The 16,895-nt window shown below is 40.3% G+C and carries 11 protein-coding genes and 1 riboswitch; of the genes, 4 read left to right on the top strand and 7 right to left on the bottom strand.

Annotation, left to right across the window (positions count from 1 at the left end; genetic code table 11):
* The first annotated feature begins 8 nt into the window (after positions 1 to 8).
* Entirely contained in the window at positions 9 to 419 is a 411-nt protein-coding gene (locus IGI41_RS05160; RefSeq protein ID WP_430611893.1) for an organic hydroperoxide resistance protein, read from the top strand.
* A gap of 8 nt (positions 420 to 427) precedes the next feature.
* On the top strand, positions 428 to 898 hold the full coding sequence (locus IGI41_RS05155) for a MarR family winged helix-turn-helix transcriptional regulator (RefSeq protein ID WP_430611891.1): 471 nt from the start codon (positions 428 to 430) through the stop codon (positions 896 to 898).
* A gap of 62 nt (positions 899 to 960) precedes the next feature.
* Here IGI41_RS05155 and IGI41_RS05150 read toward each other — a convergent pair whose 3' ends face one another.
* Positions 961 to 1,326: a hypothetical protein gene (locus tag IGI41_RS05150; protein WP_430611889.1), complete on the bottom strand. Its 366-nt coding sequence runs from the start codon at positions 1,324 to 1,326 to the stop codon at positions 961 to 963.
* Positions 1,327 to 1,531: 205 nt separating this feature from the next.
* Positions 1,532 to 1,903, bottom strand: coding sequence for a DUF7006 family protein (locus IGI41_RS05145; RefSeq protein WP_430611887.1), 372 nt, complete (start codon positions 1,901 to 1,903; stop codon positions 1,532 to 1,534).
* Positions 1,904 to 2,226: 323 nt separating this feature from the next.
* On the opposite strand from IGI41_RS05145, the gene IGI41_RS05140 reads away from it, so the two are divergent.
* Positions 2,227 to 2,385, top strand: coding sequence for a hypothetical protein (locus IGI41_RS05140; protein WP_430611885.1), 159 nt, complete (start codon positions 2,227 to 2,229; stop codon positions 2,383 to 2,385).
* A 122-nt stretch (positions 2,386 to 2,507) separates the two neighbouring features.
* Here IGI41_RS05140 and IGI41_RS05135 read toward each other — a convergent pair whose 3' ends face one another.
* The 3 genes from IGI41_RS05135 to IGI41_RS05125 form a co-directional block, all read right to left on the bottom strand.
* Complete coding sequence (locus IGI41_RS05135) at positions 2,508 to 3,425, bottom strand: LCP family protein (protein ID WP_430611883.1); 918 nt, start codon at positions 3,423 to 3,425, stop codon at positions 2,508 to 2,510.
* Between the two features lie 175 nt (positions 3,426 to 3,600).
* Positions 3,601 to 3,768: riboswitch (M-box (ykoK) riboswitch) on the bottom strand.
* A 200-nt stretch (positions 3,769 to 3,968) separates the two neighbouring features.
* Positions 3,969 to 4,856 carry an SDR family oxidoreductase gene (locus IGI41_RS05130; protein WP_430611881.1) on the bottom strand — a complete coding sequence of 296 codons (888 nt, stop codon included), beginning with the start codon at positions 4,854 to 4,856 and terminating at the stop codon, positions 3,969 to 3,971.
* A gap of 677 nt (positions 4,857 to 5,533) precedes the next feature.
* Positions 5,534 to 5,875: a metal-sulfur cluster assembly factor gene (locus tag IGI41_RS05125; protein ID WP_430611879.1), complete on the bottom strand. Its 342-nt coding sequence runs from the start codon at positions 5,873 to 5,875 to the stop codon at positions 5,534 to 5,536.
* Positions 5,876 to 6,048: 173 nt separating this feature from the next.
* Between IGI41_RS05125 and ilvD the strand changes: the two genes are divergently transcribed.
* Positions 6,049 to 7,749 (top strand): dihydroxy-acid dehydratase, encoded by a 1,701-nt coding sequence (gene ilvD, locus IGI41_RS05120; protein ID WP_430611877.1) that lies wholly within the window; start codon positions 6,049 to 6,051, stop codon positions 7,747 to 7,749.
* Between the two features lie 54 nt (positions 7,750 to 7,803).
* On the opposite strand, the gene IGI41_RS05115 is transcribed toward ilvD, so the two are convergent.
* Complete coding sequence (locus IGI41_RS05115) at positions 7,804 to 15,090, bottom strand: SpaA isopeptide-forming pilin-related protein (RefSeq protein ID WP_430611875.1); 7,287 nt, start codon at positions 15,088 to 15,090, stop codon at positions 7,804 to 7,806.
* A 270-nt stretch (positions 15,091 to 15,360) separates the two neighbouring features.
* A complete protein-coding gene (locus tag IGI41_RS05110; RefSeq protein ID WP_430611873.1) occupies positions 15,361 to 16,830 on the bottom strand; it encodes a glycoside hydrolase family 1 protein in 1,470 nt (489 codons plus the stop codon).
* Between the last annotated feature and the right edge of the window lie 65 nt (positions 16,831 to 16,895).

The following is a 16,895-nucleotide window of genomic DNA, read 5'->3' as shown; positions in this document are numbered from 1 at the left end:
ATTGTCTGATGAAAAAAATGTATTCAACAAAAATGATCAACACTGGTGGCCGTTCAGGTGAGGTCCACAGTCCAGATCATTCATTCGAATTAAATATTGCTGCCCCTGGTAAACGTGTCGAAAACGCAACGAACCCTGAACAATTATTTGCTGCTGGTTTTGCTGCATGTTTCAATAGTGCATTAGATTTAGTGAAATCAAGCAAAGGGATCAAAGGTGCTTCAACTGTAGCTGCTCAAGTATCACTTTACGCAGAAAGCGAATCAAGTTTTGTTTTAGGTGTTGAACTTGAAGGATCGATCGAAGGTTTATCTTTGGAAGAAACCCAAGAATTGCTAGAAGTTGCCCATACGGTTTGTCCTTATTCAAAAGCAACAGCTGGTAATATCGAAGTGACAGTGAAAGCTGTTGAAGCGTAATTCCAATCATGTCTGAGGACATTTACACACCATTGAATGACACAACACCCTTCAATGAACTCGCACTGGAAAACCAACTTTGCTTTTCGCTTTATGCTGCATCAAAGGAAATCATCAAGCAATATAAACCATTACTTGCGCCATTGAATCTCACGTATACGCAATATCTAGTGATGTTGGTCTTATGGGAACAAGGTGATTTATCTGTCAAAGAATTAGGCAGCCACTTATGTTTAGATTCTGGCACACTGACTCCCGTCCTCAAAAAATTGCAAGATAAACACTTGCTCAACAGGATTCGGGATGAACAGGATGAACGCATTGTCGTGATCTCTTTGACCACTGAAGGAAAATCTTTAAAAAATAAAGCGGAAGATATCCCCAAAAAATTACTTGCTCTCTTTCCACTCACAGCAACAGAAGCAGCCACATTACAAATGTTGGCGGTTAAATTAGTGCATGGCCGAGAGCCCAAATAACACAAAAACTATACCTTTCTATTCTCTAAAGAGAAGTGAAGGTATAGTTTTTTTTGACGACATCAAGAAGCTTTGTCGCATCGGGCCTCCTCGATCATCTCTAACAATTGTTGACAGACTTCTGGGGAGTCAATTGACTGGATGACATTTTTGATCAACGTCTGAAGTTTTTCTTCTGTCAATAACTGTCGGAAGACGTCATATTCTGTCACAGCTGGTTGAAACCGTCTCGCTAATACAGAACCGCTCATTTTGATACTTTCTATTTCTAAAATGCCATGATTCAATAGCTTACGTATAACGGCAAGGACTGTATTGCGATTCATGTCAAATTTTTCACTAAATTCAGCGCAGCAAAGCGGCTCCGAAATCGACCAGAATCGAACCAAGACCTCCCATTCTTTTTTAGAAAAATCTAAATAATCCATAAAAACTCCTTCCACATTTGCTTCTTCCTCATTTACCCTGTTCAAAAATAAATGACAGCTTGCGCATAAGCTATCCACAATATCTTTTTCGACATACCATTTTTAACTACATCTATAATAACGCACTTTTCACCTATATTCAAAGTTATTTTGAATGATTATGAATATTATTAAGTTGTTTTAAACATACAAACAAATGAAAGCTTTAGATAACGTCAAACAACAAACTTTCATGCGCTTCTTCATTTAATGAATAACCACAAAATTCCTTGTTGATCGTTGTGTAATCTTTTTCTACCATTTGGATCAATTCTTCCTCTGTCAAATCAATATTTGGTAAAGACAACAATGAATCCAATAAGACCAAACGTGCATCCACTCCCATTAAAATCGGATACAGTCTCCAGAAATTCTGGCCATTGATATTGGCTACAATTTGTTCGAATTCCATAATCATGTCCTCAATATATTGACCAATCAAAGAGCTTTGCTGATCGCGCCACGATTGCAAGTGGTGTGCCATCATACGGTCAAAATAATTTTTTGAATCATCGAAAAGTTGAGGTTTGTCCATCATCACATACACCCTTTTTTATTATATCGTCAACCAAATCAATCTATATATTTTCTTATGTGCATTTGAAATAAATTTTCTTCCGCGCTATATGATAGGGATCAGTTGTTGTTACTTGATTTACTTATACTATTTATAGCATGTTGGGTATCCAATTTTTTATCAAGTTGGGCACCGATTTTCGAAAAAAATGAGAATTTATTTTTTCACAATAGAAGCGCAGATTTTTACATGTCTTCGTTTTCTTTCACCTCAGCATATTTCCAGACATTCCATCGGTTTGTCGGTATAATAAAACTATACACAATAAGAAGGAGCGGATACACATGAGACATCTATCGAAAAATACCACCACTGTTGGCACAACTAAAAAAGCGCAAAAAGCGCAACGAATCGCCTCACTTGAAAAATTTGTCAAATATAGCGGTTTCGCTCTCGCAGCCTTTTCTTTACTACTGAAAATTGCCAAAGAACGTCAGAATTGATTTTTCATTTCAACGATGTGATAGATCCTTCATATAGAAGGATCTTTTTTGTACATGTATATATCAAATTGTAAACAGCCAAAGAATAGACAAAGTAACTTATATTCATTGGCTGTTATTGTTCACTGCACTGCATTGAAAAAATCAGCGATGGCTTGTTTATTTTTCTCCTCATCAATAGTCAAAACGCTTCCTACTGGCGTATTGTCATCAAAATCCCATGAATGATCGACGGGCACGGATAAAGCCTGAATGGCTCCAGTTTCCCCTTTCAAATAATCCATTATCACTTCTAGTACGACTGAAATCGGCACGTTGGTATCGACTTGCCCACATATTTGTCCGACTGCTTTAGGTATTCTGGACATGACAGAAAGACTTTTTGCTTGCTCAGCTATCGCTTCCATCACTTGCTGCTGTCTACGGATTCGGCCAAAGTCGCCTTCTTCGTCTTTGCGAAAGCGAACATATTGCAAAACTTGATTGCCATCAAGCTGTTGTTCACCTTTAGTTAAATGGACTTTATCAACAGTCAACTCTTTTTTGACATCAACGGTCAATCCTTTAGGAAATAGCGTATCCACAGCATCTTCAAACTCCTTAAAAGTGACTGATATATAGTAATCTGGCGTTAAATCAAAAGTGTTTTTTAAAGTTGTAGCGAGCAGCGCTTCCCCACCAAAAGAGTAAGCAGCATTTATCTTTTCTTTGCCATATCCAGGTATTGTCACATAGCAATCTCTCATGATCGAAAGCAGTTTTGCCTGCTTCTTTTTGGTGTCGTACTGCGCGACCATTAATGTATCGGAACGTCCGCTTTCTTCTAAACTCCGCGCATCGGAACCAATCAGTGTCACCTGGATCACGTCTGGGATATCCTTTATCGTTTCTTCTGCAGTTGTTGCAGTTTGCTGTGGTGTAGTGGTTTTGGTAGATGCCTCACGGTAGGCAAAGCTAAATTCAGCAGTCATCAATGTGACCATCACCAAAGCGAAAGATAGTACGATCAACACAAAACTTTTAAAAAAACGGCTTTTCATCTCAAGTTTCCTCCTGCATTTTTCCCAATCACCATGATTGGTTAGTTGTAAAGAGATTGATGCTTGATACTCTTTGCAGGTGAAACACAAAATCATCGTCCATTATTTTAAACAGGAAATAAACATCAATCGATAAAAAAAGACAAACTTCTATTGTGAGTAAGAAGTTTGCCGTTATTTCCCCTCATCGTCCGAGTTTTGACACTATACAACGTAAAGACAAGTCTTAGCTATCTTATGAAAAGCCTTAATCCGACAATTCCTGTTTTACACATTGGCGTCTTTCGACGTTTCTGCGCAATAGCTTATGTTTGTATAGGAGTCTCACCTAACAAGTATTTAGTTATTTCATCTCTCGTTGAAAGGATACATTCTCCAATGACTGATAGCAATAAAAACTTTTGTAGTGAGAATATTTTAATTTTTTCTTTACCTTTTAGCTAGCTGATTCAACAAAACTTGGCGCTGTACTACACAAAAATAAGACTTTCTATATCAGTGACGTACTGAATCAGAAAGTCTTATTTGAATTGCTCAGAATATTTATGCAAAGAATGAACCACCAGTAATACTATACACTTGACCTGTGACATAACTAGCTTCATCAGAAGCCAAGAAAACATAGACTGGCGCTAATTCAACAGGTTGACCCGCGCGTTTTAATAATTCGTTTTGACCAAATTCAGGAATTGCTGATTGTGGTTGTCCACCGCAAATTTGTAATGGTGTCCAGATTGGTCCGGGTGCTACAGTGTTGACACGAATGCCTTTTTCACTGAGTTGAGCTGCTAAACCTTTACTAAAAGAAGTAATGGCTCCTTTGGTTGCGGCATAATCTAATAATTGTGCGCTTGGTTCTGCACTTTGGATCGAGGTTGTTGTTAAGATACTCCCGCCAGCAGGCAAATAATCCAATGCTTCTTGAACCGTCCAATACATTGAAATGATATTGATGGTAAAGGTATCTTTGATTTGTTCTGTGGTTAAATCTTTGATGTCTTGCACTGCTTGCTGCATCCCTGCATTCAAGACCAAAATATCTAAACCGCCTAAAGCTGCTGCCGCATCGTGAACTAGTTTGCGGGTAAATGCCTCATCCCTCAAGTCACCAGGGATCAAAACCGCTTTTTGACCTGCTGCTTCGATTGCTGCTTTGACTTCTTGGGCATCTTCTTCTTCAAATGGCAAATAATTGATGGCGACATCGGCACCTTCTTTTGCATAAGCAATTGCTGCTGCCCGACCAATTCCAGAGTCACCACCAGTAACAAGGGCTTTACGGCCTGTTAATTTGCCTGAACCTGTATAACTTTCTTCACCACAGTCAGGAATTGGTTGCATTTTCCCTTGAATCGCTGGTGCTTCTTGGGGTTGTTTCTCAAACTTGCCATTGTAATATTTTGTTAATGGGTTGCTGATTTTATCTGACATAATCCATTTCCTCCTCATGTATTGTGAATAAACAATATTTTTTAACTTTCTATAAAAATTGTAGAGGAAAAACACAAAAAAAGAAAATAATACGCACTTTTTGATCAAAAACCTAAAACAATACAAAAATGAGGACACGGCTGTAGATAACTTATACTGATGAAATGGGTATTAACGCAACATACACCAATATGTCCAGCGCCTCTTTACACTTTGTAGAACTATAAAAAGCCGATTGCTGTCTAGCAGCTGGAGGATAATTGAACATACTGACAACACTTCCCCGGTAATTATCAAAAAATAGAGTCATATACCACAGCTTATAACAGCAATCAACTTATAGCACCATCTTAATGAGAACGCTTACTAATTGCAAGAGCAACAAGCGAAAAAGTTTATTTATTTATTTATAAAAAGAATACAGTCCCCAAAATTCCCTACAGGAAGTCAAGCGCATCATCCCCTTCATAAACAGTGGCAAGAAAAAAGGGATAGAAACAAAAACGAGGAAAAAAAACCAAAGGATCAACCCAATCACTCCCTTTACATGTATTGAGCATTTTCGCGCGATCAATCAATAAGTAAAATCATCTTCGGGTGATTTTATTTGTTGGTATTCCTTACTCAATTTTATGTTTACCCTCTTGCTTCTTCTCCTCATCGTCGTGGGGGATACTTTAGTTCGGGTTGACGCCCAATGTGATTCTGCCTAAGCGGCTGATTCTCGTCAGTTGCCATACGGGTGACCAAACAATGTTGACTTTGACTTCTTCAATCTCTGGAAGTTGGGTCAAACGGTCTTGAATGTCTAGTGGAACGGAATCAATACAGCCGCAACCTGCACCAGTAAACGTCATTGTAACTTCACAGACGCCGCGATCACTCAAATCAATACAATAAATCAACCCTAGATTATATATATCTAATCCAATTTCCGGATCCATCACCAACGCTAGTTTTTCAACGATTGCTGTTTGATTCGCTTCAGCTAAAGCATTCATTTTGATTTCATTTGACATGGCACAGTCCTCATTTCTAACATTATTTAGACTATTTGACCACGAACAAATAGAAATAACAAGTGATTTTCGCGAATTTTCTTAATATTTCGAAAATGATTGCACTTTTTGCTAAAGTGCGGTTAAATAGAAGGAAAACCTTTGAATGGTCTTACTGGAAGGAGTGCTTCATGATGTCAGAAGAAACACCAAAAGATATACGCATTCGCAGCAATGTCTATGATAGTATGGTCAAATCCCCAAATCGAGCCATGTTACGTGCCACTGGAATGGATGACGATGAATTCAAAAAACCAATCATTGGCGTCATCAGCACGTGGGCTGAAAATACACCTTGTAATATCCACTTGCATGATTTAGGAAAATTAGCCAAACAAGGTGTGATTACCGCAGGCGGATGGCCTGTTCAATTTGGTACGATCACCGTAGCCGACGGCATTGCCATGGGTACGCCCGGTATGCGCTATTCTTTGCCTTCTCGCGATATTATTGCTGATTCCGTGGAAACTGCTGTAAGCGGCCACAATTGTGATGCCTTTGTCGCTATTGGTGGCTGCGACAAAAATATGCCCGGTTGTATGATTGCGATTGCCAACACAGAAGTACCGGCTATTTTCGTCTACGGCGGCACGATAGCGCCTGGTCACCTCGACGGCAAAGATATCGATTTGGTTTCTGTATTTGAGGCAATCGGTAAATGGAACAATCAAGATATCACGGCCGAAGAAGTTCGTCGTATTGAATGCAATGCTTGTCCAGGACCTGGAGGCTGTGGCGGTATGTACACGGCAAATACGATGGCTGCAGCAATTGAAGCCATGGGTATGAGTTTGCCAGGCTCATCATCACATCCTGCCATCACAGAAGAAAAACTAAAGGATGTTGAAGCAGCTGGCGAAGCTGTGTTGCACTTATTAGAAAAAAGAATTTATCCCAAAGATATTATGACCCGCAAAGCCTTTGAAAATGCGATTACAGTAGTAATGGCATTAGGTGGATCCACGAATGCTATTTTACATTTGATGGCGATGGCTCATGCTGCCAACGTCGATCTAACATTAGATGATTTCAATGATTTCCAAGCCAAAGTCCCCCATCTGGCAGATTTAAAACCCAGCGGCCAGTATGTATTTCAGGATTTATATGCGGTCGGCGGCGTTTCCGCAGTCATGAAATATCTATATGAAAATGGCTTTATTCACGGTGACTGTTTGACTGTTACCGGCAAAACGATCGCAGAAAACCTTGAAGAAGTCGCACCTCTAAAAGTAGGCCAGCAAGTGATCATGCCTTTGGAAAATCCAAAACGCAAAGATGGTCCTTTGATCGTTTTGCATGGAAACTTGGCGCCTGAGGGTGCTGTGGCAAAAGTTTCGGGTGTAAAAGTACGTCGCCATGTTGGGCCTGCTAAAGTTTTTAACACTGAAGAAGAAGCTATTGAGGCCGTGTTAACCGATGAAATCGTTGATGGAGATGTCGTTGTCGTTCGCTTTGTGGGGCCAAAAGGCGGACCAGGAATGCCGGAAATGTTATCATTATCCAGTATGATCGTCGGAAAAGGGCAAGGAGAGACTGTTGCTCTTTTGACAGATGGACGCTTCTCTGGTGGAACGTATGGATTGGTTGTTGGTCATATTGCTCCTGAGGCCCAAGACGGCGGACCGATCGCGTTGCTTCAGACTGGTGACACAGTGATAGTCGATCAAGATACCAAAGAATTGACAATGGATGTGTCCGCTGCAGAATTGATGCGGCGTCAGAGCGAGCTGACGATCCCCCCACTTCATTCTCGTGGTGCATTAGGGAAATATGCCCATATCGTATCGAGTGCTGCAAAAGGTGCAATCACTGATTTTTGGCAAGGAAATAAATAATAACAAAAAGGTACCTCATCCCTTTGCTTCAGGGACGAAGTACCTTTTCGTTACTTATCTTTTTCTTTTTCTATTCACATATCCCCCAGCCGAAGCGGCCAATATGACAACAAGTCCGCCAATCAACGATAACCACATATTTCCTTGATCATTCGTTTTTGGCAATCGGTCTGAGGTGTCTGGTTTGTTCGGAATCAGTTGGTTAACAAAGCTTCCGGCATCAACGTCATCAGGTGCGCCAAGCGCTTGTGATTCGATCACAAATTTTGTCGAGGCGTCGTCTAAGCGATAGCCGATTGGTGCTTGGGTTTCCACAAATGAATAACTGCCTGGTGCCAATCCTTCTACATGGACGATCCCGTCTTCATCTGATAACAGATTCTCTGCTACGGTCGTGCCTTCACTATCGACGACTTTAAAGACCGCATCTGCAAGTGGTTCATCATCTGCATTGGTCTTTGTCAATGTAGCACTTCCTTGGTAATCGATCAATGTTCCAGCAAAAATCGGTTCTGGTTCACCTAGTTCAGATTCATTAATTGTGAAGGGAACAGCAGTCATATTAAGTAAGTATCCCGTTGGTGCAGCGACTTCAACAAATGCATAATTTCCTGGTGCTAGATGATCGATTTTGATCAATCCATCGGCATCTGTGATTAAGTCATCAACAGTCAATTTATTGCCTTGTTCATCGAGAACAGCAAAAGCGGCATTCCTTAATGGCCGTCCATCTTCAGTCGTCTTCTTGAGGACAGCACTGCCTTGATAATTGATAAATGTACCAACAGATAAGACTGGTTTTTCAGATGCATGATCTGGAACTGTGAACGAAACAGTTTCTGTATTTAAAATATACGCACTTGATGTTGTATTTTCAACGAAATGATAATTCCCAGGAGCCAAATCTGTCATCTCAACTTCGCCGTTTTCATTTGTAACTAAAGGTCCATCATTGACTTGATTGTCTTGATCATCAAGCACATCAAAAGTCACATTCGTTAACGGTGTGCCGTTTTCAGCGATTTTCATCAATTTCGCTGATCCTTTAAAATTGATAAATTCTCCCAGTGTCAGAGTTTCAGGTTTTCCAGTCGCTTCTAAAGCAACAGTAAAGGATACAGGACGATCATTTAAGACATAGCCGTCGGGGGCTTTGGTTTCTTTTAATTGATAATCACCTGGAGCTAATCCTGATACATAGACATGACCATTTTGATCTGAAGTAGTGGTTGTCACTTCATTTCCATCTGCATGAAAAACAGTGAAGACAGCATTTGATAATACATGTCCGGCTTCATCCGTTTTGATCAATTCAGCACTACCTTGATAATTGATCAAGGTACCTGCTTGAACAGTCGCTGGTTCTCCTTTGGCGGTATTTTCAATCGTAAAGGCAACGGGTTCATTGTTTAAGATATATCCTGCTGGGGCTTTGGTTTCTACAAATCGATAGTCTCCGGGAGAAAGATCAGTGATTTGTACCTCACCATTATCATTTGATGTTAAAGGCGTTGCGTTAACTATTTGGTTTTGACTATCTAGAACATTAAACGTTGCATCCGATAAGCCATTGCCATCACTATCAGTTTTGTTCAATACAGCTGACCCTTTATAATCAATGAAGTCAGCAAGTTTGATTACATCCGGTTCACCAAATTGACTTGCTTTGATGGTAAACGTGATTGTTTCAGTATTGATCAAATAGCCCTCTGGTGCCTTGGTTTCTTCAAAATGATAGGTTCCTGGTGCTAGATCTGTTACCGTGATCTGGCCTTGAGCATCTGTGATCAATGGGTTTGTATTGACGATTTGATTGTTTTCATCAAGTAAGTCGAAAGAAGCGTGTGGAAGTGGCGCATGATCTGACGTTGTTTTTCTCAGCGTCACGCTTCCTTGATAATCCATCAAATCACCAATATCAATAGGTTTAGGCTTGCCAATTTGATCGGTGATCGTAAAGAGATGTTTGGTCTTATCTAAAATGTATCCTGTTGGGGCTTTGGTCTCAACTAATGCATATGTTCCTTTTTCAAGTCCTTTCGCATAGATCTCACCCTTGGCATTCGTAATAATTTTATCCGTATCCGGCTTTTCTTTTGTCGCGAAATGAATTGGTTCTCCTTCAAGATTTTTCTCTGCATCTACTGCATAAATTTGATATTCAGCATTTGCTAGTCCTTCACGATCTTCATTCAGCTTTCTACCTGTCATCTCGCTCTGATAGTTAGTGAAATCAATATGATCAATCATCTCATTTTCATCATTTTCAGGATTGACCAAGAAGTAAATTGGTTGTGTATTGATGACATAACCTGATGCTGCTTTTGCTTCAACCAGTTTATAAGAGCCGACACCCAAGTTAGACAAATCTACTACACCGTCATCACCAACGACTGTTTCAGACACTCGGTCTTGTTTCCCATCTGTGATGCGATACAAATCAAAAGTCGTTCCAGCAATAGATCCGCCTTCACCTTTTTTCGTTATTTTAACTTCACCACGGAAGTTTTGAAAATCTCCTTGATCAAATACTTCCGGCTTTCCTTGATATGCATCCGGAATCTCAACCTTGATCAACGATGGATTGATGATATACTCTGTTCCGTCGCTTGCTTGAGGGGCTTTGATTTCTTGGTAGTAATAAATGCCTGGCGCCAAGCCTTTGAAAGTTACAAATCCCTCTGAGTTAGCTGTTTCGGTTAAATCAAGTCTTTGTTTATTGTTATCATAGAGTGTAAATTCTGCACCCTGCAGTCCTGTTCCAGCAGAATCAGTTTTGCGAATCGAAAAACTACCTTTGTAATTTTTCAATGATTCACCAATGATTTCATCTGGTTTGCCTGCTGCTTGATCGTCGATCGTAAAATCAACTGGCTTCGTATTCAGCAAGTATCCATCTGGTGCTTTTCTTTCAACAAATGAATATTTACCTGGTGATAGTTGATCAATCGACACACTTCCATCAGATTGCGAGACAAGTTTTCTACTGTTAACTACTTGGCCTTCTTCATCAAGTACATCAAATTCTGCACCTGCCAAGCTATTACCAGCTTCATCCGTTTTTTTGATTGAGGCTGATCCTTGGTAATCGATTACCGAAAGCGGTGTGGATCCATCCGGTTGGACTGTAACCGTATCAGGTTCACCTGTTTGTTTGGCTGTAATTTCAAATGGTACTTGAGTTGAATTTACCAGATATCCCTTTGGTGCTTTGGTTTCCTTAAAATAATAACTACCTGGGGCTAAACCAGTCGCACGAACAATGCCACCATTGTCAGAAATCAAGGCCTGTTCATTGACTGCCTCTCCCTTTTCATTTACCACATCAAATTCTGCGCCTGCTAAGGGCTGCCCTGACTCAGTTGTTTTGGTCAGCTCCGCAGCGCCTTGGTAATTTGTGATGGTAACTTCAACAATCGGAATTTGCCCATTGGCTGTCTTTGCCACAATAAAGTAACTAGGGGTTTGATCCAATATATAATCCGTAGGCGCAGTAATTTCAGTCGCACGGTATATCCCAACTGGCAGACTTTTTATGATCAAATCGCCCTTTTGATTGGTTGTATTCGGATCAATATCTACAACATCCCAATTGTTTCCGGTCACAGAAAGAATATTTAACCGCTCAATTTTGAATTGAGCACCAAATTGATGGTCTTGATCACTAGTGATTGGATTTCCTGACGCATCAACTTTATGCAAAATGACTTCGTTGCGTTCATTTTTTAGCGTAAGCGTTGATACATCATCTCCGGTATTTTCAGCAGAAATCGTTACCCGTTTGCCTTTTGCCAGTTCATCAGAAACCGAATATCCATCTGGAGCGTTTGTTTCAAATAACAAGTAGTTGCCGAATGGCAATGCCCCAAAAGTAATTTGACCGAAGGAATTTACCTCTCCTTCTCGCAACAATTGCGATTTCGTAGAATCCCATAATTCAAAATGGGCGCCCGCCAAAGGTGTCGTACCATCGCTGTCGGTTTTTTGAAGAATCAAACGGCCTTTTTCACCTGTGGCATTTCCAGAGCTATGATCAACTTCAACTGTCACATCTGTACCACTATCGTCTATAACGGTTTGAATATTATCACCAGTGATTTTAGCTGTATTGCTGACCTTGTCGGTATTTCCTGCAATAGATGAAGTGATAAAACTACGATAAGTCATATAGTAAGAGGTATCGATTTCATTCGTTAACTTGATGGTCATTGCTTGCTGGCCAGTTTCATTATCCGTTTTAACTTCCACTGTGTAATCTGTGCCTTGGGTTAAAGACGCATCCATATTAGGGGTAATCGTCCCATCAGAAGCAACATTTGTTTCATAGAGATGAATAGAAGACTGGTCGATCACTTGATTGGCTGAAGGCGTATCTTTGATTACCACATTACTCAATGTAGATTGAGACGGATTGATCAGTAATTGCCAATTGACATAGTCAGGATTGCTGGTATCTTGTTCCCCAGATTTCTCCACAAGCTTCCCACCATATTTGACTGAAACCTCACCGGTGACATCTCGCTTGTCACCATTGTTTTCATAGCGAGCAACGTTTGTATAGTCCCCTTGTTCTTCGATGACTTTATCCGCAACCGATGTTTGAAATGCAATGATGTAGGTTTTTGCGATCCCATTTGGAAAATCGACTTCGACATTCTGATCATTGAGCACACTTGGTTCTGTCACCTTACGCATTTGCGTGTTGACAGCATTTGGTGTTCTCTTCGTTACAGAACCATCTGGATTGGTTCTTCCTTCAAAAACTTGGAGACTTCCCGCAACGTAAGACTGATTGTCTTTGATTTGGTCGACCAATGATGCCTCATTTAATTGATTTGCACTTAAATTCACAGCAATCGTCCAAGTGATTGTTTTGGTTACAGCGTTGTAGACACCCCCTTTTTGTGCATTAAGTGCATAGGGATAATGCGGTTTAAAATCTTTATGATCTTCTGAATGATGATTATCACCATCCTCACCTATCCAATCCACGCTGATACCATTGGTAAAATGATCTAAGGCTGGTTGATCCGGTTCTAAGTTTGAGGTATCAAAGTTCGTTCGATAATCAATCGTAAATTCATGATCAGTCGCAGCATAATCGCCTATCATGTTTATGCGGAAACCGGTTTGATATCCATCCTTGTCGACGGATAATGCAATTGTGTAATCTTTGTCCGGCTCTAATTTTTTATTGTTCGCGGACTTGTCAAGGATATCTAAATCATACTGCGCGCCTTGTCTTAACGCCATGCGCAATCCGTGGGCAGGAGAATATGTATCCTGTAACACAAGATTTTTCATCAAATAATGATTTTTGTTCACAGCGATTGACCAGTCCACAGTTTGATTGGCATAATCAACAGTGCCAAGTTTTTTGATAACATTTTGCTGTTCGGCCTGTCCATGAGAAGAACTGCCTCCCTTATCATCCACTGCTACATGATTGTCCACTTCAGATGTCTCTTCAACGATCTGATTGACATCAGTTTTATAGTCGATTTGATAAGCCTGATTGACATCATGCAAAAATTGTAAAGTGAACCCATGGTTAGCTTCCGCAGGTACGATCTGATAATCAGTGCCAGAAACTAACGGTGCACCGAGTTGTTCGGTACCTTTCCTACTAAATGAGACAGGTCTTACGACCAATGAAGCAGCATCAAAATTAAGATTCTGACTCATGGTATCTACTAAATGCGCATCTGCTTGAGCAATGGCCTTTTCGCCGTAATTATATTTGATGCGCCATGAAAATTGCTGATTAGCTGCATCATAACCAGCTTTTTCCTTTGTCAGCAACTTACCGTAGTTAGCTGTGACCGTTGCTTTAGCATCGATACCGTCTTTGTCATTCTCATCGGTCAACTTCGCAGTATTGACAAAAGGCACTTTTCCACCATTATCTGGAACAATCGATTGATTGATAGATGTTTGATAAACCAATCGATAAGCTTTTTGTGTCTCTCCATCAACCGTTACGTTTCCATTCTGATCCACACGATATTCAGACGGTTCCAGTAGTCGTCCTTGTTCTTTGATTGTGCCATCTAAATTCATCACCAATTCATATACCTTGACTGATTGGTAATCGATACCTTTTGGCCAACTTTCTGAGACTGTTGGATTTGTCAGCTGATTCATTGCATGATTCATATCAATCGTCCATTCAATCTCAGTAGGATTTGGTGTCCGATCAAAATGCCCTTGCTTGTCTATCTCTTTATCCGTATCAGGTCGAATAAAGACATCCACAGGCGGCAACTGATCTTCTTCAGGAAACGCAATAGTCGTATGACCGGGTTTATCAATATGGACTGTATCAAAATGCGTGTCGAAATGGAACGTACCTGTGATATGTGATTCTTTCGTCACATGATCATTGAATGTAAATACCACGTGACCATCAGTATCGACCGTGTATGTCGCATATACTTCACCTGCATCATTTTGCAAATGACCATTTAGTGCACGATTAGGTTTTAATTGATCAGGTAATTGAAATGCAAAATAATCTCCAGACACGATTTGTTCTCTGATTTCTTCAGGTATACGCCAAGCATAAAAGAGCTGCACACTCGTTTTTTCTGTAAGCGGCGCTTGAACGATCGTGCCGTTTTCATCTTTATACGTAAGACTTGAATCGGTTAAAATCGTTCCTTGGGCATCAGGAAAATAAGTCCGAATGTCTGTTGCTGAATGAACTACAGCGGTTTTATCGGATTGATCTGCTTCGTCTTTCATTTCATCTGAAGAAATCATAGATTCGGACATACTTTCAGAACTACTTGCTTCCTCGGAAGCAGAAGCTGGTTCTGTTTGATCGGAAGCAGCCAACTCTGAATCATCAGTTTCAGTCAACACATCACTTGTTTGTTTTGTATGATCATTGACTGCCAAATATTTATCCGGTAATTGATAAGACAGCGATTGCTCATTATACCCAAAAGAAATAGTGTTCGCTTTGAGGGCAGTATCATCCTTGATCGTTAATAAAATCGTTCTTGTATCCGTTTCACCAGGTGCTGCCTTGACATGAATTTGACCTTGTGTGTCGAGTGTGACATCATTCACATTTGTATCTTCATCAAAACAGGCCATTGAAAAAATGTTCTCAGACGACTGGATAGCAAGCGTCTCTTCCTGTTCCCCGCCATCAATTTTCACGGATAATGCAACTTGATTCTCCGATTGTCCTTTTTCCGCTTTGACCAACGTCAATGCTGCCGTTTTTTGTGCCAATACTTCTGCTGCAGCAGCTACAGGTGCAATATATTGGAAAAGAATCAAAACCAACATAACCACGAAAATCGGTTTTCGTGCTTTATACAAACTTCCCACATTTCTCCACTCCTTCGATAGATTAATTCGTTCATATCATACTCCTTTTACACCTATATGTTACAAAAAAAGTCTTTTTATCACATCATTCTCATTTGAAAGCGCATTAAGTGATAAAAAACAAAGTATTTTTGTCACTTGATTTACTATCTAAACACATAAGAAACCGTCTTCGTTTCAATTTCCCAGATGAAACTGTCAAAATACATGTGAGAACAATCAAATAAAGCAAAAAAAAAGCCGAGTTGTAAAACTCAGCTTTCTCATCAATTATTCATTTAATACATTTGCTCCATTTGTTTCGATGACTTCTTTATACCAGAAGAAACTATCCTTACGTGAACGGTCGAATGAACCATTGCCTTCATCATCGGCATCCACATAGACAAAACCATAACGTTTAGACATCTCAGAAGTAGATGCTGAAACCAAATCTGTACAGCCCCATGAGGTATAGCCCATCAATTCGACCCCATCTTCAATCGCTTCATACATTTGTTCAATATGTGCTTTCAAGTAATCAATACGATAGGTATCATGGATCGATCCATCTTCTTCCACTTGATCCAGAGCCCCTAATCCATTTTCCACGATGAATAAAGGCACTTCATAACGATCATAAAGGTTATTCAATGTCACACGCAAACCAATTGGATCGATCTGCCATCCCCAGTCTGATGCTGCTAAGTAAGGATTAGATTCACCTAACAAAAAGTTTCCGGCCGTTGATTCACCACCTTCTTCTGGATTGTGTCGTGCTATGGAACTCATATAATAGGAGAAAGACATGAAATCCACTGGATATTGAGCCAAGATATCTAGATCTCCCTCTTCAAAAGTCACTTCAATGTTGTTTTCTTTGAAGAAACGTTTTGTATAGGCTGGATATTTGCCGCGTACTTGGACATCAGAGAAGAATAAGTTTTCATGGTCTTTTTTGATTTCTTCCATCACATCTGCAGGATTCGGTGTCGCTGGATAAGATTGCATCCGTGCCAACATCATTCCTACTTTGATTCCAGGATTGATTTCGTGGGCAAATTTAGTTGCTAAACTTGATGCAATGAATTGATGATGAACTGCTTGATACATTTCCGATAGGCTTTGTGTACCATCCTCAGATACCAATGCACCACCTACATAGCCTGAGATACCCATAATGTTGATTTCATTAAAGGTCAACCAATATTTCACTTTGTCTTTGTAACGAGTGAGTACTGTTTCGGCGTATTTAACAAACAAGTCAATGACTTGACGGTTTTTCCAACCGCCGTAGTTCAGGGCGATACCAATTGGTGTTTCATAATGAGAAAGTGTCACCAATGGTTCGATACCGTATTTCGCACATGCATCAAAGACATTATCATAAAACTGCAAACCTTCTTCATTCGGTTGCGCATCATCACCATTTGGAAAGATACGTGACCAAGCAATCGATAAACGAAAGGTTTTGAAACCCATTTCTGCATACAAAGCAATATCTTCTTGATAACGGTGATAGAAATCTGAGCCCCAGCGTTTAGGGTATAAGCCTTCTTTATCGTTCAAGGCAAATTCAATTTTTTCGCGGGTCATCGGCGCCGAGAAATCTTCGATATTTTTGCGGTCTTCCGGTTTTACTGCGACTGCAGTATCCGATGTTGCGGGACCACGTCCGCCTTCATTCCAAGCCCCTTCAAATTGATTGGCGGCAGTTGCACCACCCCATAAAAATCCTTTTGGAAACTGTTTGACTGTCATTTGTTTGCCTCATTTCTATTATTCGATCGTAGACAAGGGTCAAGACAACCGCAAGCCCCTGTCTC

The sequence above is a fragment of the Enterococcus sp. DIV0876 genome (assembly GCF_050529585.1).
Taxonomy (GTDB): domain Bacteria; phylum Bacillota; class Bacilli; order Lactobacillales; family Enterococcaceae; genus Enterococcus_D.
Note: the sequence above shows the minus strand (reverse complement) of the source record. Positions and strands in the feature narration are given on the sequence as shown.